Annotated in this window: 18 protein-coding genes; 16 read left to right on the top strand and 2 right to left on the bottom strand. The window is 47.6% G+C overall.

Annotation, left to right across the window (positions count from 1 at the left end):
• Positions 1 to 81: 81 nt before the first annotated feature.
• The 4 genes from serC to hemW are packed head-to-tail and all read left to right on the top strand — an operon-like array spanning position 82 to position 4,707.
• Positions 82 to 1,152, top strand: coding sequence for a 3-phosphoserine/phosphohydroxythreonine transaminase (serC, locus tag BBB58_RS07690; protein ID WP_074036571.1), 1,071 nt, complete (start codon positions 82 to 84; stop codon positions 1,150 to 1,152).
• Entirely contained in the window at positions 1,130 to 2,293 is a 1,164-nt protein-coding gene (locus tag BBB58_RS07695; protein WP_074036573.1) for a phosphoglycerate dehydrogenase, read from the top strand. The genes serC and BBB58_RS07695 overlap by 23 nt, the downstream gene beginning before the upstream one ends.
• A 10-nt stretch (positions 2,294 to 2,303) precedes the next feature.
• Complete coding sequence (locus BBB58_RS07700) at positions 2,304 to 3,485, top strand: DUF1015 domain-containing protein (RefSeq protein ID WP_074036575.1); 1,182 nt, start codon at positions 2,304 to 2,306, stop codon at positions 3,483 to 3,485.
• 43 nt (positions 3,486 to 3,528) lie between these two features.
• Entirely contained in the window at positions 3,529 to 4,707 is a 1,179-nt protein-coding gene (gene hemW / locus BBB58_RS07705) for a radical SAM family heme chaperone HemW (protein WP_074037907.1), read from the top strand.
• Positions 4,708 to 4,747: 40 nt separating this feature from the next.
• On the opposite strand, the gene BBB58_RS07710 is transcribed toward hemW, so the two are convergent.
• Positions 4,748 to 5,353, bottom strand: a complete 606-nt coding sequence (locus tag BBB58_RS07710) for a DUF1054 domain-containing protein (protein WP_012726669.1) — start codon at positions 5,351 to 5,353, stop codon at positions 4,748 to 4,750.
• Positions 5,354 to 5,552: 199 nt separating this feature from the next.
• On the opposite strand from BBB58_RS07710, the gene hrcA reads away from it, so the two are divergent.
• The 6 genes from hrcA to BBB58_RS07740 all read left to right on the top strand — a co-directional run bounded on the left by hrcA (position 5,553) and on the right by BBB58_RS07740 (position 11,963).
• Positions 5,553 to 6,575 (top strand): heat-inducible transcriptional repressor HrcA, encoded by a 1,023-nt coding sequence (gene hrcA, locus BBB58_RS07715; protein ID WP_074036577.1) that lies wholly within the window; start codon positions 5,553 to 5,555, stop codon positions 6,573 to 6,575.
• 17 nt (positions 6,576 to 6,592) lie between these two features.
• Positions 6,593 to 7,180: a nucleotide exchange factor GrpE gene (gene grpE / locus BBB58_RS07720; protein ID WP_074036578.1), complete on the top strand. Its 588-nt coding sequence runs from the start codon at positions 6,593 to 6,595 to the stop codon at positions 7,178 to 7,180.
• Positions 7,181 to 7,209: 29 nt separating this feature from the next.
• Complete coding sequence (gene dnaK / locus BBB58_RS07725) at positions 7,210 to 9,036, top strand: molecular chaperone DnaK (RefSeq protein ID WP_074036579.1); 1,827 nt, start codon at positions 7,210 to 7,212, stop codon at positions 9,034 to 9,036.
• A 110-nt stretch (positions 9,037 to 9,146) separates the two neighbouring features.
• Positions 9,147 to 10,253, top strand: a complete 1,107-nt coding sequence (gene dnaJ, locus BBB58_RS07730) for a molecular chaperone DnaJ (RefSeq protein ID WP_074036580.1) — start codon at positions 9,147 to 9,149, stop codon at positions 10,251 to 10,253.
• Positions 10,254 to 10,271: 18 nt separating this feature from the next.
• On the top strand, positions 10,272 to 11,210 hold the full coding sequence (gene prmA, locus BBB58_RS07735) for a 50S ribosomal protein L11 methyltransferase (RefSeq protein ID WP_074036581.1): 939 nt from the start codon (positions 10,272 to 10,274) through the stop codon (positions 11,208 to 11,210).
• Positions 11,211 to 11,213: 3 nt separating this feature from the next.
• Positions 11,214 to 11,963 (top strand): 16S rRNA (uracil(1498)-N(3))-methyltransferase, encoded by a 750-nt coding sequence (locus BBB58_RS07740; protein WP_074036583.1) that lies wholly within the window; start codon positions 11,214 to 11,216, stop codon positions 11,961 to 11,963.
• A gap of 47 nt (positions 11,964 to 12,010) precedes the next feature.
• On the opposite strand, the gene BBB58_RS07745 is transcribed toward BBB58_RS07740, so the two are convergent.
• Complete coding sequence (locus BBB58_RS07745) at positions 12,011 to 15,667, bottom strand: S8 family serine peptidase (protein WP_074036585.1); 3,657 nt, start codon at positions 15,665 to 15,667, stop codon at positions 12,011 to 12,013.
• A gap of 308 nt (positions 15,668 to 15,975) precedes the next feature.
• On the opposite strand from BBB58_RS07745, the gene BBB58_RS07750 reads away from it, so the two are divergent.
• The 6 genes from BBB58_RS07750 to deoC all read left to right on the top strand — a co-directional run bounded on the left by BBB58_RS07750 (position 15,976) and on the right by deoC (position 20,877).
• A complete protein-coding gene (locus tag BBB58_RS07750) occupies positions 15,976 to 16,599 on the top strand; it encodes a class I SAM-dependent methyltransferase (RefSeq protein WP_074036587.1) in 624 nt (207 codons plus the stop codon).
• Positions 16,600 to 16,615: 16 nt separating this feature from the next.
• Complete coding sequence (locus tag BBB58_RS07755; protein WP_074036589.1) at positions 16,616 to 17,083, top strand: S-ribosylhomocysteine lyase; 468 nt, start codon at positions 16,616 to 16,618, stop codon at positions 17,081 to 17,083.
• Position 17,084: 1 nt separating this feature from the next.
• Positions 17,085 to 18,023: a PLP-dependent cysteine synthase family protein gene (locus BBB58_RS07760; protein WP_074036591.1), complete on the top strand. Its 939-nt coding sequence runs from the start codon at positions 17,085 to 17,087 to the stop codon at positions 18,021 to 18,023.
• On the top strand, positions 17,989 to 19,146 hold the full coding sequence (locus tag BBB58_RS07765) for a bifunctional cystathionine gamma-lyase/homocysteine desulfhydrase (RefSeq protein ID WP_074036592.1): 1,158 nt from the start codon (positions 17,989 to 17,991) through the stop codon (positions 19,144 to 19,146). The genes BBB58_RS07760 and BBB58_RS07765 overlap by 35 nt, the downstream gene beginning before the upstream one ends.
• Before the next feature lie 107 nt (positions 19,147 to 19,253).
• Positions 19,254 to 20,132 carry an EamA family transporter RarD gene (rarD, locus tag BBB58_RS07770; protein WP_074036593.1) on the top strand — a complete coding sequence of 293 codons (879 nt, stop codon included), beginning with the start codon at positions 19,254 to 19,256 and terminating at the stop codon, positions 20,130 to 20,132.
• A 79-nt stretch (positions 20,133 to 20,211) separates the two neighbouring features.
• Entirely contained in the window at positions 20,212 to 20,877 is a 666-nt protein-coding gene (gene deoC, locus BBB58_RS07775; RefSeq protein ID WP_074036594.1) for a deoxyribose-phosphate aldolase, read from the top strand.
• The last annotated feature ends 64 nt before the right edge of the window (positions 20,878 to 20,941 follow it).

Raw genomic sequence — 20,941 nt, forward strand, 5'->3', positions numbered from 1 at the left:
CGATTTTGTATTTCAGGCAGGAAATGCCCTTTCATATAAGGAAGAGTAAACCCTTAGACAGACTATAGAGGAGGAAACACCGTGTCGACGTATACATACTCTGCGGGTCCTGGCATGCTACCGACAGAAGTGATGCAAGAGATTCAACAGCATCTTTTGACGTTTGAGTATGAAGGCGTTTCGATTATCGAAACGAGTCATCGCTCAGCGTCTTTCGAACGTGTGGTCGACTCTCTTGAATTGAGATTGAGAAGACTCATGCATATCCCTGAGAATTACGCTGTGCTTTGGCTACAAGGCGGTGCGACGTTACAATTTTCAATGATTCCGATGAATTTACGGAAGCGGAATCGATTCGCTTATGTGGATACGGGCATCTGGTCTAAAAAAGCGATGGAAGATGCGAAACACTTTGGAGAGGTCGATGTCATTCACCCATTGGTAGATGCGACGGGAAAGATGTCGTTTGAATCGAGCCTTGTCCAAGAGGTGGACTATCTCCATGTGACACTGAACAACACGATTGAAGGGACTCGATTTACACATATCCCTGAAATCGATGTCCCGCTGATTGCAGATGCTTCCTCGAACATTCTATCCGAGCAAATCGATGTGGAGCGCTTCGGGGTGATTTATGCCGGAGCCCAAAAGAATATCGGACCTGCAGGACTGACGGTCGTCATCATCCGTCGGGATTTGATTCAGTCGCTTGAGTTGCCGAGTTATCTTCAGTATGGGTCACATGTCGATACGTTATTCAATACACCATCGACCTTCAGCATGTATGTAGCAGAGCGTGTATTGAAGTGGGTGGAAGACCGCGGTGGCGTCGAAGCGATGGAACGATTGAATCATCAGAAAAGTGACAGGGTCTATTCCTATCTTGAAGAGTCGACCTGCTTTTCTCCAATTGTTTCGGGGGAATGTCGTTCATTGACGAACATCCCATTTACAACGGGAGATCAAGAGATGGATCGGCGATTTGAACGATACGCTTTAGAACGTGGATTGCTCGAACTCGGTGGTCATCGTTCGGTAGGGGGCTTACGTGCAAGTCTGTATAACGCGATGCCGCTAGAAGGGGCAGAACGCCTCGTCGACGTCATGAGAGCATTCGAGGAGGAAACCAATGTATCACATCAAAACATTTAATCAAATCGCTGCCGCTGGTCTGAAACGATTTGAGCCAAGCGAGTACGTCATCAATGCATCGGATCAAGCCGATGCTTGGGTACTGAGAAGTCATCAAGTCCACGAAGAGGATATCCCTCCCTATCTTCTCGCCATCGCTAGAGCAGGGGCCGGTGTCAACAACCTTCCGCTCGATCAACTTGCGAAGCGAGGAATCGTCGCGTTTCATACACCTGGTGCGAATGCGAATGCGGTGAAAGAACTCGTCCTTGCGAGCATGATCCTCTCGGTACGACCCATTGTGAAAGGACTCAATTGGGTGAATGAACAGACTATCGCATCGCAATCGCAATTAGAAGAAGCGATGGAAGTGCAAAAACGACAATTCCTCGGAGCGGAGTTGCGAGGCAAAAAAGTAGGGATTATCGGTCTAGGAGCCATCGGTGCGTCGCTAGCCAACGATCTTCTCCAGCTTGGGGTCGATGTTATCGGATACGATCCCCATCTCTCGGTTGATGCCGCCTGGAATATTTCGAAACACGTCACGCGTGCCAAACATTTAAGTGAGGTACTGGGAAATGTTGACTTATTGTCGATTCATATGCCTTTGACTGAGGAGACTCGATTCAGCATTGACCAGAGTTGGTTCGAACGGATGAAACCGGGGATGACTGTTTTGAACTTTGCGCGAGGAGAGCTCGTGAAAGATGATGACTTATTGAAGGCGTTGCATCATCATGTGGGACTGTATGTGACCGACTTCCCCCGTCACACGTTGATTGGTCATCCGCAAGTCATGGCACTGCCTCACCTCGGTGCATCGACTAAAGAATCGGAAGTTAATTGTGCCATTCAAGCAGTGGAGACGCTGAAGTTGTATCTCGAGACAGGGAATATTCGTTCGTCTGCTAATTTTCCGAACGTCGAGCTTCCTTACACCGGTAAACGCCGTCTTGGAATCTTGCATCGAAACGTCCCGAACATGGTCGGTCAAATCACGGGAGAACTTGCCTCACATGGATTGAATATCGATAACATGGTCAATCGTAGCCGCGGGGAGATGGCGTATACGTTAATTGATTTAGACAACAGTGAGCATGAACCGTTATCGATTCATGCGCTGTATGAAATACAGGGCGTCATTCGTGTCCGGGAATTTTAAGGAGGATCTTATGGTCGTATTTAAACCGTTCAGCCCTTATATGCCAGCGCATCCGGAACGTGTCGCCGCAGACCCGTACGATGTCGTATCGATTGAAGAGGCGCGAGCCGTCATTTCAGAAAATCCTGATTCTTTTTTAGCTGTTGATAAGCCGGAAGCACTTCAATCCGACCTTTCGCTTGAGAAGTGGGGGGATTTGGCGCGTCATGAGCTAGAACGTCTCTATGAGAAGGAGTTGACGGAACGTCCGAATGGATTTTACGTCTATCGATTGACATCGGGACAACGTCAGCAAACCGGTTTAGTCGCCACCTTTTCAGTCGCGGATTATGAAGCCGGTCGAATCAAGATTCACGAACATACACGGGAGGCGAAGGAGCGGGAACGTGTCGAGCATGTCCGGGCAACACGAGCGCACACCGGTCCCATTCTCCTCAGTCATCCTCCACATGCAAACTTGAAGCAAATCTTACATGCTGCGACAGACGGAAACCCGTTGTTCTCGTTCACGGATGAACGAGGCGTCATGCATGAAGGATTCATGATTCCAAACCGTGAACTCGCTCGTGTCATGATGATTGGCGCAACCATCCCGTCGATCTACATTGCGGATGGACATCATCGTGCGAAAGCGGCAGCGGTCGTTTCCGGGATGGGTGGGGATCGTTCTCAAAAGAATGAACGTACACACTTCTTAGGTGTCCTCTTCCCGAGTGACGAATTGACGATTTTGCCGTATCATCGCGTGCTGACAGCGATTAGTCCAGAAGAGGTAGAGAATATGTTAGACGGACTCTCGTTTTCATACATGATCAATGAGGAGGATGGTCTTGTCCTGCCGAAAGAACATGGCGTCTTCGGAGTCGCCTATCGAGGGAAATATTATCAGTTGACGAAACGGCAAGAGGACAAGGCGCTAGACGTTGCCATCTTACAACGAGATATACTCACGCCGTACTTCAACGTCGAGGATATTCGTACAGACGCGAGAGTCGATTTTGTCGGTGGGAACAAGACGGCCTCGGAATTAGAGAAGCTGACTAAAGTACCAGATCGATTGCTTTTCACGTGCCATGAGACAACGATGTCACAACTGATGCGCGTGGCAGATGATGGTGGCCAGATGCCTCCAAAATCAACCTGGTTCGAGCCGAAATTGAAGAGTGGTTTATTCATTCATCGATTCGATTGATGGCGCAGGCTGGAAAGAACAGACGAAAAGCGTTATAAATGGAATGAGAAGAAAGGGGTGGCCGAAATTGGCTAAAGCCGTATATCTTCACATTCCATTTTGTGAACATATTTGTTATTACTGTGATTTCAACAAGGTGTTTTTAAAAAATCAGCCTGTTGATGCTTATTTAGATGCATTAGAACGAGAGATGGTCTTGACGCTCGAGGCGTTTCCGACAGATCGGATTGAAACCATTTTTATCGGAGGTGGGACACCGACCGCGCTCAATGAGGAGCAGATGGCGCGCCTGATGGATATGGTCCGCCAACACCTTCTGCCACTCGCGTCAGATGACCTCGAATATTCTGTCGAAGCGAACCCGAACTTTGTGAGTGCGGAAAAGCTCGATACGATGAAAGCAGGTGGCGTCAACCGGCTCAGTTTCGGTGTCCAGACGTTTGATGATGGTGGACTGGAGCGCATCGGCCGTACGCATCGAGCGGATGATGTGTTCGAGACGGTAAGTGAAGCGGCAAAACGCTTTGACAATATCTCGATTGACCTTATGTTTGGTCTTCCGGAACAAACACTTGAACAAATTGACCGTGATTTAGAGCTAGCGCTTAAATTACCGATTCAACATGTATCCTCTTATTCGTTGATTCTCGAACCGCATACCGTCTTTGCGATTCAAGATCGAAAAGGGAAGCTCCGTTTACCGGGAGAAGATGTCGAAGTCGAAATGTACTTGAAAGTGATGGAGACGCTTGAACGCCATGGTCTCCAACAATATGAGATCTCCAACTATGGCTTGCCTGGTCGGGAGAGCCGTCACAATCAAGTGTACTGGCGCAATGAAGAGTACTATGGATTCGGAGCCGGTGCGCATAGTTATTTAAACGGGACACGTCGCGCCAATATCGCTCCGATTCCTCACTATATTAAAGCAGAAGGTATCCCTGTGAAACGGGTGACCGAGCTGGAAGAAGTGAAAAAAATGGAAGAAGAGCTCTTCCTCGGCCTGCGTATGCGTTCCGGGGTCTCGCTTCAGACGTTTGAACAGAAGTATGGAGTGTCGCTCGATGATGTGTTTGGTCACGTCATCGAAGAGTTAGTGAAGAAGTCACTGATTGAACGAACGGGTACACATATCCGTCTAACGGCATCCGGTTTGCCACTCGCCAATGAAGCATTTGCAGCCTTTATTGGAGAAGCAAAACTTGAACATGCTGATTCATAAAAAATGGACAAGTCCTTCGTGAGGACTTGTCCATTTTTTATTATAAGACGAGATCTCGATAGAGCGGTGTAAGGCGACCGAACGTGTCTTCGACTAATGCAAGGAACGCGTCTTCGTTTTGAAGAATCGATGCATCGGCAGGAAGTTGACGGCCGATCAAGAAATCAGCCTTTTTCACAGTGCCGAATCGCTCAAGTAGCGATTGAATGTCTTCAGTTGACGTATCTTCAACAAGTAACGCTTCTTTTTTCATATGGTCTCCCGCGATATGGAAATCAGGGAATGTTGATTTCAAATCGATTTGTTGCAGGTGTTTCGCGATGGCGTCCTTGTTCGGCATCTCATAGATGAACGCTAGCCAGATGAAGACACGATCGTCGAAAAGCCCAACTTGTAAGTGCGGATGTTTTTTGTACCCACGTTTGTCGTGACAAATCGCCATCCACGTATCTTTAGGTGGGTTCACCGTCCGACGAGCGTGCTTCGCCACATGCAAATAAAGAGGAATACCGACATCAGCTTCAAGCTCTGGCCCGACCTCGTCATAAATCCGATGGAAGAGCGGTTGAATATCCGAACGGATGCCAGACATTCGTTCGTCGAGTCCATCCTGTTTAAATACATTAAATTGTTTTGTTGTAAACATTTAATCACCTCATCATCTATTCTACCGAAATGGGCTTTTATTTTCATTTCGTAGGTTTGCTATCGTGAAAAAAGAAAAAAAAATCCGAGTGTATGAATTGACAAATAGTGAGAACATGATAATATTTGAAGTGTGATTAGCACTCGTTAAATATGAGTGCTAATAAAGCGGGGTAACCTTTTCAGAGAGGAGTGATGTTGTGCTGACAGATCGACAATTGCTCATTCTTCGAGCCATCATTGACGATTACATCCAGACGGCTCAGCCGGTCGGTTCTCGGACATTGTCGAAACGAGACGATTTGACGTTTAGTTCAGCAACGATTCGGAATGATATGGCCGATTTGGAAGACATGGGGCTGATTGAAAAACCACATACTTCTGCAGGTCGCATCCCGTCAGAGGTCGGCTATCGATATTACGTGGACCACCTCGTCGAGAAGCAGATCATCGACGAACGGGAGACAGGTCGACTAGAAGAACGTTTGAAACAATCTTCAAAAGAGTCTGAGATCCTGATTCGACAAGCTGCAGATCTCCTTTCTGATTTGACCAATTATACGACGGTCGCCCTCGGTCCGAACAGCCAAATGGAAACGTTGGCCCGTGTGGACTTTATGCCATTAGACGAGCGGCGTGGTGTCGTTCTCATCGTCACGGATCAAGGTCACGTCGAGCATCGTACCGTCATGTTTGAATCGCGTGTCGCTCCTGACGTCATCGAGGAAACGATTCGACTGTTGAACGACCGCCTTGTCGGAACGCCAATCGGACAATTGAAAATCCGGATTGGGGAGGAAGTTGCCAAATTGCAACTCGCTCAGCGACAGCAGTACGAGAACATGATGCAACTGATTCAATCGACGCTCGGAATCCAAACGCCGTCTTCGCTTTATCTCGGGGGCAAGAAGAAAATCTTCAATCAACCCGAGTTTCAGACGCTCGACACGTTACGCCCATTCCTAGAATGGATTGATGAGCAAGAACGATTGACACACTGGCTCGAATCGTTGCCAAATCGCGAGATTTATGTGAGCATTGGGAGCGAGAACGGAATTGTCGCCCTTCAAAATTGTAGTGTCATCACCTCGGATTATACACTAGACGGAAAAACATTCGGTACAATCGCTATGATTGGTCCAACGCGTATGAATTACCGTCATGGTGTCCAAATGATGGGACAAATTATCGAAGCGTTGCGACGAACGAAACTAGATGAGTGACGGAAAGGAGTTTTACTATGACAGCAGATCACCAAAACGGGCATGAACAAGATGACGTGCTTGAAGAAAAATCTGTAGACTCGACACAAACAGAAGAGAATGAGTCGACTGAATCAAATGAAGATGAGGTTTTAAATGCTGAGATTGTGGAAGAAAGTTCTGAGGGGACGGACTTACAAAAAGAAATCGAAGCATTGAAAGCGAGCGAGCTTCGGATTCGTGCCGACTTTGACAACTTCCGTCGTCGGACGAACGAAGAGAACGCCAAACGCGTCAAGTTTGCTTCACAGTCTGTCATTGAAAAATTGATTCCGCTTATTGACAACTTTGAGCGTGCACTTCAAGTAAACGCAACTTCGGAGGATGCGAAGCAGATTCAATCAGGAGTCGATATGATTCATCGTCAACTGCTTGACGTATTAAATGCTGAGCAAGTCGAAGTGATTGAAGCAGTCGGACAGCCGTTCGACCCGAATTTCCATCAAGCAGTCATGCAAGAACCGAGCGATGAGTTCGAGTCAGGTATCGTGACGATGGAGCTTCAAAAAGGATATACGATGCATGGTCGAGTCATTCGCCCGAGCATGGTAAAAGTCGCAGAATAACACTACTTAACGAGACGGAGGAATAAACGATGGGTAAAATTATCGGTATTGACTTAGGGACTACAAACTCATGTGTGGCAGTAATGGAAGGTGGCGAAGCCGTCGTCATCTCAAACGCAGAAGGTAACCGTACGACTCCTTCGGTTGTCGCATTCAAAGGAGAAGAGCGTCAAGTCGGTGAGGTCGCGAAACGTCAGGCTATCACGAACCCGAATACGATCCAATCAATCAAACGTCACATGGGAACATCACATACAGTTGACGTAGACGGTAAGAAATTCACACCACAAGAAATCTCGGCAATCATTTTGCAGAAGTTGAAGAAAGATGCTGAAGACTACCTCGGTGAATCAGTCACGGAAGCCGTCATCACAGTTCCTGCATACTTCAACGACGCGGAGCGTCAAGCGACAAAAGATGCTGGTAAGATTGCTGGTCTTGATGTCAAACGGATCATCAACGAGCCAACAGCTGCGGCACTCGCTTACGGTTTAGATAAAGGTGAAGACCACACGATTTTGATCTATGACCTCGGTGGCGGTACGTTCGACGTTTCGATTCTTGAACTTGGTGACGGTGTATTCGAAGTTGTCGCTACAGCTGGTGACAACCGTCTCGGTGGAGATGACTTCGAACAAAAAGTCATCGACTACCTCGTTGCAGAATTCAAAAAAGAGAACGGCATTGACCTCGGCAAAGACAAGATGGCACTTCAACGTTTGAAAGATGCTGCCGAAAAAGCGAAGAAAGACCTTTCAGGTGTCACAAGCGCACACATCAGCCTTCCGTTCATCACAGCAGGTGAAGCAGGTCCGCTCCACTTGGAGATGACACTCACACGTGCGAAATTCGAAGAATTGACGGCTGACCTTGTCGAACGCACAATGGAACCGACGCGTCGTGCTTTAAAAGATGCAGGACTTACACCATCTGACCTCGACAAAATCATTCTCGTCGGTGGTTCGACGCGTATCCCTGCTGTTCAAAAAGCAATCCACGACTTCACGAAGAAAGAGCCGTTCAAAGGGGTTAACCCGGATGAAGTTGTTGCACTTGGTGCAGCAATTCAAGGTGGAGTTCTTGCCGGAGACGTGAAAGACGTCGTTCTTCTCGACGTGACTCCACTCTCACTCGGTATCGAGACAATGGGTGGCGTGATGACGAAACTCATCGATCGTAACACGACAATCCCAACATCGAAATCACAAGTGTTCTCGACTGCAGCCGATAACCAGCCTGCTGTTGACATCCACGTCCTTCAAGGGGAACGTCCGATGGCACCAGACAACAAGACACTTGGTCGCTTCCAATTGACGGACATCCCACCAGCACCACGTGGTGTGCCGCAAATCGAAGTAAAATTCGATATCGATGCAAACGGAATCGTTCACGTATCGGCGAAAGACCTCGGTACGAACAAAGAACAATCGATCACAATCCAATCTTCTTCAGGTATCGATGAGGCGGAAATCGAGCGTATGGTGAAAGAAGCAGAAGCGAACGCAGAAGCAGATAACAAACGTAAAGAAGAAGCAGAACTTCGCAACGAAACAGACCAACTCGTCTTCGCGACAGACAAGGCAATCAAAGATCTTGGTGAGCAAGTAGAAGAGGCGGACAAAGAAAAAGCAGAAGCTGCGAAAGAAAAAGCGAAAACTGCTCTCGAAGGTTCAGACCTTGAGGCGATCCGTACAGCCAAAGACGAATTGTCAGCTGTCGTTCAAGAGTTGACACAAAAAGTATATGCTAAAATGGCTGAACAGCAAGGTGCTGAAGGCGCAGAACCACAGGCGGAAGCGAAACAGGACGATAATGTCGTGGACGCAGAGTTTGAGGATCTCGACGACCGTAAATAAACAGCCGTTGTAAAGGAGAGCGCCAAAGCAGGTTTCTGCTTTGGCTCTTTCCATGTTAAGGTAGAATCGGTAAAATCGATACGTAGTTAGTGAGGATAGGAGCGAGAATAGTGGCGAAACGAGATTATTATGAAGTGCTCGGGCTCGACAAGTCGGCCTCAGCACAAGACATCAAGCGGGCATATCGAAAATTAGCCCGTCAATATCACCCGGACATCAACCAAGAAGCAGATGCTGCCGACAAGTTCAAAGAGATTGGTGAAGCGTATGAAGTACTCTCAGACGAACAGAAACGGTCCCAGTATGACCGATTCGGTTTCGAAGGGGCCAATCAGTTCGGCGGTGGAGGTGACTTCCAAGGCGGCTTCGGAGATATCTTTGACATGTTTTTTGGAGGCGGTGGGCGCCGTCAAGATCCGAATGCACCACGTCGCGGTGAAGACTACCAGTACGTCGTCGATCTCGACTTCATGGAAAGTGTCACAGGTAAAACAGAGACGATTGAACTCGAAATCGAAGTAGAATGTGACACGTGTATGGGAAGCGGAGCAAAACCGGGCACGAAACCGGAAACGTGTAACCGATGTGGCGGTAGCGGCGTCGAAACGGTCGAACAGAACACGATTCTCGGTCGTATGGTCAATCAGCGTCCATGTAGCCAGTGTCACGGAAGTGGTAAGACAAAAAAAGAAAAATGTCCGACTTGCCATGGTTCAGGTCATGTGAAGAAGAAACAAACCGTCGAGGTCAAAATCCCAGCCGGTATCGATAACGGTCAACAGATTCGTCTCTCTGGTAAAGGTGGTCCAGGCGTGAACGGTGGTCCAGCAGGAGACTTATACGTCGTCGTTCGTGTCAGAGCACATGAGATCTTTGAACGTGTCGACCAACACATCGCAATGGATATGCCAATTACATTCGCCCAGGCTGCTCTCGGTGCGGAAATCGAAGTACCAACAGTTCACGGTAATGTGAGCTTGAAAGTACCTGCAGGGACACAAACCGGTTCGAAATTCCGTTTACGCGGTAAAGGAATGCCGAGTGTTCGTGGTGGTGCAAATGGTGACCAGTATGTCAGTGTCATCGTGATGACGCCGAAAAACATGACAGACCGTCAAAAAGAGTTACTGCGTGAATTTGAAGAAATTAGCGGAGAGTCCGGTGTCGAAGAGGAACATGGCATGTTCCAAAAAAAAAAAAAGTTCTTTAGTCACTAAAAGGAGTGTGTACGAACGATGAAATGGTCTGAAATTTGTGTCCACACGACACAACTTGCGGTAGAAGCAGTATCCAATTTACTACACGAAGTGGGGGCACAAGGTGTCGTCATCGAGGACGTGGAAGATTTCGACAGAATGATGGCGGAGGACCATTTCGGAGAAATTTGGGACGTTTCGGATCGTGAAACGTATCCAACTTCTGGCGTACACGTCAAAGCGTATGTCCCGGCCTCAGGTGATTTTCAAGATTTACTTTCGAATCTTAAAAAAGAAATCGAACGACTTCGCACGATGCTCGACATCGGATCTGGAGACGTCAAGGTCGCTGAAATCGATGAAGAGGACTGGGCACACTCTTGGAAGCAGTATTATAAGCCGGTAAAGATTTCGCAACAACTAACCATCGTTCCTTTATGGGAAGAGTACACCCCGCAGCCGGAAGAGAATGTGATTTTGCTTGACCCGGGTATGGCGTTTGGCACAGGAACGCATCCGACGACAATGCTCTGCATTCAAGCGATTGAGAACTACATCCAGGAAGGTGACCGTGTCATTGATGTCGGTACAGGATCGGGTGTATTGTCGATTGCAGCAGCAAAACTTGGTGCAACGAAGGTAAAGGCACTAGACTTAGACTCGGTCGCAGTCGAAGCTGCTCGTCAAAACGTTGAGACGAACGGAGTGGGCGAACTCGTTCAAGTGGACACAGGTGATCTTCTGAAAGGTGTGGAAGGCGAGTACGATTTAGTCGTAGCGAACATTCTTGCTGACGTCATTCTCCTTTTCATCGAAGACGCCTATGCACGTACGAAGTCAGGTGGGCGCTTCATCACCTCTGGAATTATCGGAGAGAAGCGGGCTGAAGTGACGAATGCTTTGGTCGCTGTTGGATTTGAGATTGAAGAGACGCGCGTGATGGAAGACTGGGTCGCGATTATCGCCAAGAAGGGGTAAGTTATGCAACGTTATTTTTTGACAAAAGAAGCCTTTAAAGGCGAAACGGTGACCCTTCCTTCAGATGTGGTCCACCACATCGGTACAGTCTTACGACAAGGTCCTGGATATGAGATGGTCCTGTTGGATGGTACAGGTGTTGAGTATGCCTGTGTCGTGACATCGCTTGAGAAGAAGAGCGGGGAAGCGAAAGTCACGTCATCGCGACAGGCGACGACTGAGTTGCCAATCGAGGTGACTTTGGCGTATGCACTCCCGAAAGGGGACAAAGTCGAGTTCGTCGCCCAAAAAGCGACGGAGCTTGGCGTCCACCATCTGTTGCTGTTCGAATCAGCGCGCTCTGTCGCCAAATGGGATGGAAAAAAAGCTCCGAAAAAAGTGGAGCGGATTCAAAAGATTATGCAAGAAGCGGCTGAACAATCCTATCGTGCCGTTGTACCGACGTGTTCCTACATCTCTCCGAAAGAGCTTCATCAGAAAATGGAGGGCTATGATGCCGTCATCATCGCGTACGAAGAGTCGGCAAAAGAAGGGGAACAGTCTGCTTTCGCACAACTGTTGACTCAACTGAAACCGAAACAACGCGTTCTCGTCATCACGGGACCTGAAGGTGGATTCGATATGAATGAAATCAATCAATGGACTCAGGCTGGAGCGACTGCATGTGCATTTGGACCACGCATTCTTCGGTCTGAAACGGCGCCGCTTTATGCATTATCTGCGATTTCTTTCGCGCTTGAACTCAACAAATGACATGAAAAACGGATGACCTGATTGAGGTCATCCGTTTTTTGTATCGCTTATTTTTTGTTAATTGTAATTACTTTTTTCGTGACGTTCCCGGCAAGGTCGGTCACTTCGAACGTGAAGGTATTCTTTCCTTTCGCTGTCACTGGAAGTGTGATTGTTCCCGTGCGTGAGAATGCACGCATCGCGTATGGTTCTTTCAACGTATAGTTCCATTTCAAGTCCCCGTTGACCCGAAGCTTGATTTCGTCGAAGTTATCCTTTACTTGAACTTTCACGTTTACAGACTTCTGTTTAGCCGATACGTTCTTCGGTACGTTTGTCACCGACAATGTTGCTTTCGTAGAGTCGACAAAGATTGGGCGGACGAAGTTCGTCACGTTCCCAGCAGTGTCTTCTGCGACAAAGCGGACTTTGTGGAAACCATCCTTATATGTGCGTGTCGTATTGAACGTATATTGTTTCGCTGACGCGTCATATTTGAGTGGTACGTCGACCCCGTCTACCGTGAACGATGCGATTTCAGAGGCATCCTTGATTTGACCGATCAATGGAACGATGGATGTACCGTAAGGAGACAAGGCGAGTGGTGCATCGACAAAGATACCAGGTTTGGCCGCATCATTTTCTGTTGAAACATTTCGAGTGATCACGTTCCCGGCATTGTCTGACACGCGAACTGAAAGCTGATCTGTAGTCTCGAGCGGCTGTTCAAGTGTGAAGTTCGCTGAAGCTTTCGCTTCTTTTGCCACGACTTTCCCGTTGATGAGGAATTCGATACCGTTGATTCCAGCAAAGTCATCCGACGCTTTGACGCTTGCTACGTTGTCGTCCCAACGAAGCGTGAAGCGTGGGTCTGTGTAATCTACTTTGACAGGAATGCGCATCGTTTGAGCTTGTTTCTTCATGTAATCGATGCTTGCTTCGATTTCATAGTAATATGTGCCTTTTGGCGCCATCTTCCCATTCAATTTTCCGTCCCAAGCGTTATCCGCTGCGTAATAGTAATAATCACCACTTCCGCCATCGAAGTAGTTCTTTCTCAATTCGTCTTCCATCTTGAGGGTGCGAAGGACGTTCCCTTTCTCATCTACGACGCGATATTTGATGTCTTTCGCATTGCGTAATAGCGAGAAGACTGGAGTAGCCGTATCTTTCGACCCGTCTCCGTCCGGTGAAATGGCAACCGCTTCGCTAGCCACAGATTCATCTAGTTTTTCACCTAAGTAGTTTCCTTCTGCATCCACCAATCCAGAGACGCCATAGAATGCGCCTTCTCCATAGATTGTCTCGTCAAAGATCGGCGCTTTGCCCCAATCCCCTTCAAATCCGACGATTGGAACGACGAGAGATGGATGACCGTCTGTACCGCGCGGATCAGTCAAACGAAGGAATCCGTCGACGAAATAGCCGTTCTCAAAGACAGATTTAGCGGATACAGTGCCTTCCAATGTTTCAGGATTCAACACTTTTGCTTTCGAGACATCGATTGAAACGTTAATTTCCTTCTTCTGTTTTGCTTTCAACGTGACTTTACTTGTGTTTGATCCGTTAATTTTAATGATCGCTTGTTGAAGTGCTTGCGCTTCCATCGCATTTTGAACGATTCCGTCTTTGTTTTTGACAGCGAGATCCGTTTGCAACGATGCGGCTACATCATAAGTTAACGATTCAGTCGACGTGTTCTCGACGACGATCGTGAACGATGCTTTGCTCTTCGACAACTCTTTTAAAGCGACTTTTGCTTCTTTTGTCGACTTCTCATATGCGACAGCAGGAGAGGTGACGGCTGCATGCAATTGCATGAGACCTGCTCCGGCCCGACGTGGTGAGTATGGGAGTGATTGTTTCAATTCTTGGTTATACGGTCCGATATCTGTGACAGGCTTCGACGTGTTGAGTAACAAGTTTTTCGCCATCGTGACACGTGCTTTTCCACTCAATTTGAAGTCACGGTCCACACGCTCAAGGACGAGGGCCGCCCCTCCGGCAACGTGTGGTGCTGCCATCGATGTTCCGCTCATCAACCCATATTGGTTATCGTTGAACGTAGAGAAAATTTGGCCACCTGGAGCAGAAAGCTCTGGCTTGAAGTCAAGGTTCGGTGTGACGCCCCACGATGTGAAATCAGACATCGCACCGGCTGAACGGTTATTGACACTGATGCGGTCACCGGCAAACGTCACTTGAAGCGGACCGTCTGCTAACTTGTCTTTCAGTTCATTTCCGTCCTGGATGCTGAGTGAAGCCATCGGAATTTGAGGTTGATCGAGAGCCATCGAGACATAATCGCCGTGCCCGACCGCACCACGTACGATGACACCTGCTGCCCCTTGCGCTTCAGCTGTTTTTTGGATCTGCGTGTAGAAGTAACCGCCGTCGCGAACAGCAAGGACGAGTTTTCCTTTTACGTCCTTTCCTTCATAATTCTCCGGTTGTCCGTCTCCGACATATACGATGTCGTATGTTCCTTCTTTGAAGGCAGGACCGTCTTGTTTCTTCCATCCAATCTTCTCATCACCGACTCGGAATGCATCCAATTGAATTTGATCGTTCTCAAGAGAGGCGACCGATGTAGATGCTTGACTGACACTCGGCGCCCCAACGACGCCCGTATCTGGGTTTGAAGCAGTCGGCAAGTCAAATCCGTGACCGAAGTATGCGGAGTTCCCAGCAGAAATCGACATAAAGATGCCGTTGTCGACAGCACGTTGAACGGCTTGTTGCTCTGGAGAATCGGCATCGACGAAACCGGCTGTTGATCCGAGGCTCATGTTGATGACGTCAGCACCGAGTTTAATGGCATCATCAATTGCTTTTATGTAGATATCTCCATATGTAGACGCATAGTTCGGGTCGTTACTGAATACTTTCAATCCCAAAATTTGTGCTTCCGGTGCGACACCTTTGATCCCACCGTTTTCTAGGTCACCGTTTGCGGCAACTGTACCGGAAACGTGTTGTCCGTGCATTGAAGCGCCAGGTGAATCATCTTTGATGTCATCGTTCTCATCGTAGTAGTTATATGCGTATGGAACTTTCTCGTTGACGTATTCGCCTGGGAGACCGAACGATGTGATGGCTTGATTGACTTCTGATTGAGTCAATTCTGCCGTTTTAGCGTCGGTGATCTTATAATCCCGGTGCTCAGGGTCGATTCCAGAATCGATGACAGCGACGACAGTACCTTCTCCGGCAAATCCGTAATCTCCCCACGTTTGTTCGGCTTGAACCATGCCGTTACTCGTGATCATATCCGGTTTGACTTCAGGGCGCTCGTACTCGTTGACAATGTGAACGGTCGCCACTTCAGGTAATGCTTCGACTTTGGCGATTTCACTTGTAGATAAGAATGTAGAGAAGCCATTAAAGACGGTCGTGAACTCTTCAATCGGTGTAGCGGTTACGCCTTGTTTCTTCAAGGCAGATTTGGCACGTTTTTGCTCCGATTGTACAGATTGTTGTGCCTTATTTTGCTCTGATTTCGACAATTCATTAAATTTCTTCCCTTTTTGAGCGGCTTTTGCAATGGCAGGATCCCCGACGAGCTCTACAACGACCCGAACTTTTTTCTGTTTTTTTTCAAGAACCAATTTCGGTTTAACGGAAGCTTCTGCTGAAACAGAAGTTGTTCCAGCTTGAATCAGTGCAGGTGACAAGGCGATACATGTGGCGAGTGAAGCGTTTAAATAGATTTTTTTTCGTGACAACGTATGGACCCCCTAAAATTTGTTATTACCTGTAAAAAATAAAGCATAGACTTACATTGAGAATTATCATATCGCTATTCAGATAAAAAAGAGTGGATTTATTTGTAAAATAGGTAAGTGTTTTTGCACAAATTTTAATGTTCTGACAATTACTAAAGACCTAACACATAAGACCTATATCCAATTGCATATGATGCGTGAATCTAGCGAATGACTTGAAATGAAAAAAAAAACCTGTTAATGTAACGTTAAAGTTAAATACCAATAAAACATATCAAATTAGTAAGAATTAAGATTGGGGTAGCGATATGAACTTACCATTCATGGACATCTTTAAGGATTGGGCAAAGGATTATGATACGACGGTCGAGGGGCATGATGAGCAATATCACGAAGTCTTCATCGGATATGAGCAAATGCTCGATGAGGTTGCCCTACATGTCGAAGGAAGGGTACTTGAGTTTGGTGTCGGAACAGGAAACTTGAGCAGTCGAATTATAAAAGGACATCCGTTGATTGCGATTGAACCGTCGCCGGAAATGCGACAAATTGCTGTTGAAAAGTTGGGGATTGAAGTACTCGAAGGTGATTTTCTCCGATATCCGAAGTTATCACATGTAGATACGATCGTATCGTCATATGCTTTTCACCACTTGACAGATTCTGAAAAGGCCACGGCCATTGGTCGATATGTCGAAGACTGGGAACACCCGAAGTTCGTGTTGCTTGATACGATGTTTGAGTCACCAGCAGCTCGTCAGGACATCATCGATTGGGCGACTGCGAAAGGGTACTCGGACCTCGTCGAAGATTTAAATCGTGAATACTATCCATATACGTCAACGATTCGTTCCATGTTAGAAGAGAACGGATACAACGTGACGATGACGCAGAAAAACAAGTTTGTCTGGCTCGTAACAGCCACTAAATAACGAGGAGGAATTACTCATGAAAACATATAATGTTGAAAGTTTTAACTTGGATCATACGAAAGTAAAGGCGCCGTTTGTCCGTTTAGCTGGTGTGAAAGAAGGGACGGCTGACACGATTTATAAATACGATATTCGTTTCATTCAACCGAACGAAGGACTCATGCCGATGCGCGCGGTTCATTCACTTGAGCATTTGATTGCCGAGAACAGTCGCAATCATTCCGAAGACATTGTCGATATCTCACCGATGGGTTGCCAGACAGGTTTCTATTGGACAATGCTCAATGATGGGAACTACGAACGAATGCTTGACCTCGTGGAAGCGACGTTGCGTGATGCGATGAACGCTGAGGAATTGCCTGCGCAAAACCCTGTTCAATGTGGGAATGCGAACCATCATGATTTCGAAGGTGCCAAAAAATTAGCGGCAGACATGCTCGCAAAACGTGATGAATGGCATATCGTCTTCAAGGACGAGGCATAAGATGATTGTCCGTGACGTCTATAAACTCATCGGAGACACACCGCTTATTGAACTTCGAACGCTTCCTATACCAGCGAATGTCAAAGTGTACGGAAAGCTCGAGATGATGAATCCAGGTGGGAGTGTCAAAGACCGACTCGGGATGAATTTGATTGAACGGGCGATTGAGCGTGGCGATGTGGCACCTGGTGGAACGGTGATCGAACCGACAGCAGGCAATACGGGGATCGGGCTTGCGCTCGCTTGCCAACGATTCGGGATTCGCCTCATGACGGTCACTCCTGAAAAATTCAGTCAAGAGAAACAGGCATTGATGCGACTGCTCGGAGCAACAGTCGTCAACACGCCGACGGAACTCGGCATGAAGGGCGCAATCGCACATGCCATTGAGTTGGCTAAAGAACATGACGCCTATGTCCCAGAACAGTTCTCGAACCCGGATAACCCGGATGCTTACGTCGACATCCTTTCCCATGAATTGTTGAAAGATGTGCCACAAATTGACGTATTTGTAGCGGGAGCGGGATCAGGAGGCACGTTCACCGGTGTCGCCAAATCATTAAAGCCACTTGGGACGAAAACTGTCGTCGTGGAGCCGGTCGGTTCCATTTTGAATGGCGGTGAACCAGGACCACATAAAACAGAAGGAATTGGCGTCAAAAAATGGCCACCATTTCTGGAGAAGTCTTCCGTCGATGCGATTCATACCATCACAGATGAGGAAGCCTTCTATTACGTGGCACATCTAGCGAAACAGGAAGGCTTGCTCATCGGTAGTTCTTCAGGGGCTGCCATTGCAGCATGTGTAAAAGAAGCGAATCAATTAACGGAAGGCACGATTGTCACCATCTTGCCTGATAGTGCAGAACGATATTTAAGTCAAGGAATTGTCAAGGAGGCAGAACATGCGTACAAAGACAGCACTCATTCACGGCGGTAAAACGACGGACCCGTTGACAGGGGCCGTCACGCCACCGATTTATCAAACGAGCACGTATAAGCAAGACGGGATTGGCAACTTGCGAGAAGGGTACGAGTACTCACGATCAGCAAACCCGACTCGGACGGCATTAGAGACATTGATTGCCGACATCGAAGGCGGCGTGCAAGGATTTGCATTCGGATCTGGGATGGCAGCCATCTCGACGGTGCTTATGTTATTGAAATCTGGAGACCACGTCATCGTCGGGTCTGATGTATATGGAGGAACGTACCGTGTATTCAATCGAGTATTTCAGTCACGAGGCTTGGAAGCAACTTTTGTCGATACATCCGATGAAGCAGCGGTTCGGGATGCGCTTCAAGCGAACACGAAAATGATTTATGTCGAGACCCCGACAAATCCTCTCTTGAACGTGACGGACATTCGGGCGATGCGTACGATTGCCGATGAAGCAGATGTGTTACTCGTCGTGGACAATACGTTTATGACCCCTTACTTCCAAAATCCGATTGATCTTGGTGCAGACTACGTCCTTCACAGTGCCACGAAGTACTTAGGTGGACATAGTGACGTCGTAGCGGGACTTGTTGTCGCACGTACGGAAGAGCAGGGCGAGGCCTTGGCGTTCCTTCAAAACTCTGTTGGCGCAGTCCTTGGACCACAAGATAGCTTCCTTGTTGTACGGGGAATCAAGACGTTGGCTGTTCGGATGGAAGAGATTGAATCGAATGCACGAGCATTGGTTGAATTCCTTCAGTCGAACGAGTCTGTATCACGCGTGCTCCATCCAAGTGTATCCAGTGAGGAAGCGAAGCGGATTCATTTATCGCAGGCACGTGGATTCGGTGGGATGATCGCATTTGATGTCGGTTCAGCGGAAGCGGCAGAAATGATGGTAGCGAAGACGAAATACTTCACGCTCGCAGAAAGTTTAGGAGCGGTTGAGAGTTTGATCAGTGTTCCGGCACGCATGACACATGCGTCGATTCCAGCCGAACGCAGAGCGGAACTTGGCATCACCGATGGGCTCGTCCGTATTTCGGTCGGACTTGAGGACATTGATGACTTGATTGAAGACTTGGCACAAGCATTAACAGCAATTGAACAAGTGAAACAATAAACGGTCAGGGCGCGATTTCGCGCCTTTTTTTCATGAAACAAAAGTCTTGTATCGGGAGTCTTTCATCGACTAAACTGTCTTTAACTTGTAAGAGAGCGGGTGAACGTGTGAATAAGGGAGTATGGACGACAATCGGGGCCTACGTCATGTGGGGCGTCCTTCCGATTTATTGGAAATTTTTACAAGAGGTGCCAAGTGGTCAAATTTTGGCGCATCGAATCGTTTGGTCATTTTTATTTATTCTTCTCGTTCTGAGATGGACAAATCAGTGGAAAGAGTTCGGTTACGCACTTCGACATCCGGCTACACGAAACGCATTCATGTTGAACGGATTCATCGTCAGTGCCAACTGGTTTGTATACATATGGGCTGTCAATCACGGATATATCATTGAAGCTTCTCTCGGCTACTACATCAATCCTCTCGTCAGTATGGTGTTAGGGGTGCTCGTCTTTCGGGAATCATTAAATCGAGTCCAATGGATGGCCGTTGGGATTGCATCAATTGGCGTCCTCGTCTTGACGTTAGGATACGGCACGTTCCCGTGGATTTCATTCGTCTTGGCGAGTACGTTCGGATTCTATGGAATGGTGAAGAAACGACGTCCTCTTGCTTCTACGGTCAGCCTAGGAATTGAAACGCTGGCGGTAGTCCCGGTGGCATTGCTCTTCCTCGGAAATCAAGTTGTCACCGACAATATTGCGTATAACATGTCGCCTGTCATTTGGATCGCCCTTCTTGGAACGGGCGTGGTCACGGCGTTACCTCTTCTCCTGTTTGGGTACGGGGCACAACATATCCCGTTCACGCTTGTCGGGTTTCTTCAATTTATCGCACCGACACTTAGCTTGATTATCGGGGTCGTCATGTACCATGAACCGTTCACGGCATACCATGTCTTTGCCTTCACCTGCATTTGGCTCGCTATTTTCTTCTTTAGTTGGAACAGTTGGGTCGTCGCTCGTAAACGTCGTCAGTTGATTTAGATTTGAAAGCTGTTACATCTCATCAAAACATGGTAATATGTTAGATGTCAGACTTATTTGTCAGAGGAGGAAATGAATCATGGAATTAGCCCGTTATATCGACCACACAGCTTTAAAGGCTGAAACAACAAAAGATCAAATTACAACACTTTGTGCAGAAGCGCTCGAATACAAATTCGCAAGCGTTTGTGTCAACCCGACATGGGTCAAATATGCAGCAGAACAACTCAAGTCAGATGATGATGTCAAAGTATGTACAGTCATCGGTTTCCCACTTGGTGCAAACACACCTGAGGTAAAAGCATTTGAAACAAAAGATGCGATTGCCAATGGAGCAGATGAAGTAGACATGGTCATCAACATCGCAGCACTCAAAGATGCTGACTACGATCTCGTAGAACGTGACATCCGTGCGGTTGTCGAAGCGGCAAACGGTACACTCGTCAAAGTCATCTTCGAAACATGCATGCTTACAAAAGAAAAAATCAAAAAAGCTGCCGAACTTTCAGTGAAAGCTGGAGCAGACTTCGTCAAAACATCGACTGGTTTCTCGACTGGTGGCGCGACAGTTGAAGACATTCGCCTCATGCGTGAGACGGTCGGACCTGACATCGGCGTAAAAGCTTCAGGTGGCGTCCGTGACTTCGAAGGTGCGAAAGCGATGATCGATGCTGGTGCGACACGTATCGGTGCTTCAGCAGGTATCGCGATTGTCACTGGTGGACGTTCAGACAGCGACTATTAATAAGTGGTTGACCACACGACTTAATTTCACTATAATATGATATGACGTGTGAAACACGTTTCCT

Source organism: Exiguobacterium profundum (assembly GCF_001909285.1).
GTDB lineage: Bacteria > Bacillota > Bacilli > Exiguobacteriales > Exiguobacteriaceae > Exiguobacterium > Exiguobacterium profundum.

Bases quoted from the DNA above. Each gene is read 5' to 3' on its own strand.
- grpE (WP_074036578.1), top strand. From the start codon at position 6,593: ATGACAGCAGATCACCAAAACGGGCATGAACAAGATGACGTGCTTGAA.
- prmA (WP_074036581.1), top strand. From the start codon at position 10,272: ATGAAATGGTCTGAAATTTGTGTCCACACGACACAACTTGCGGTAGAA.
- BBB58_RS07760 (WP_074036591.1), top strand. From the start codon at position 17,085: ATGATTGTCCGTGACGTCTATAAACTCATCGGAGACACACCGCTTATT.
- BBB58_RS07755 (WP_074036589.1), top strand. From the start codon at position 16,616: ATGAAAACATATAATGTTGAAAGTTTTAACTTGGATCATACGAAAGTA.
- BBB58_RS07740 (WP_074036583.1), top strand. From the start codon at position 11,214: ATGCAACGTTATTTTTTGACAAAAGAAGCCTTTAAAGGCGAAACGGTG.
- BBB58_RS07695 (WP_074036573.1), top strand. From the start codon at position 1,130: ATGTATCACATCAAAACATTTAATCAAATCGCTGCCGCTGGTCTGAAA.
- BBB58_RS07750 (WP_074036587.1), top strand. From the start codon at position 15,976: ATGAACTTACCATTCATGGACATCTTTAAGGATTGGGCAAAGGATTAT.
- BBB58_RS07710 (WP_012726669.1), bottom strand. From the start codon at position 5,353: ATGTTTACAACAAAACAATTTAATGTATTTAAACAGGATGGACTCGAC.
- deoC (WP_074036594.1), top strand. From the start codon at position 20,212: ATGGAATTAGCCCGTTATATCGACCACACAGCTTTAAAGGCTGAAACA.
- dnaK (WP_074036579.1), top strand. From the start codon at position 7,210: ATGGGTAAAATTATCGGTATTGACTTAGGGACTACAAACTCATGTGTG.
- hemW (WP_074037907.1), top strand. From the start codon at position 3,529: ATGAGAAGAAAGGGGTGGCCGAAATTGGCTAAAGCCGTATATCTTCAC.
- BBB58_RS07765 (WP_074036592.1), top strand. From the start codon at position 17,989: ATGCGTACAAAGACAGCACTCATTCACGGCGGTAAAACGACGGACCCG.
- BBB58_RS07700 (WP_074036575.1), top strand. From the start codon at position 2,304: ATGGTCGTATTTAAACCGTTCAGCCCTTATATGCCAGCGCATCCGGAA.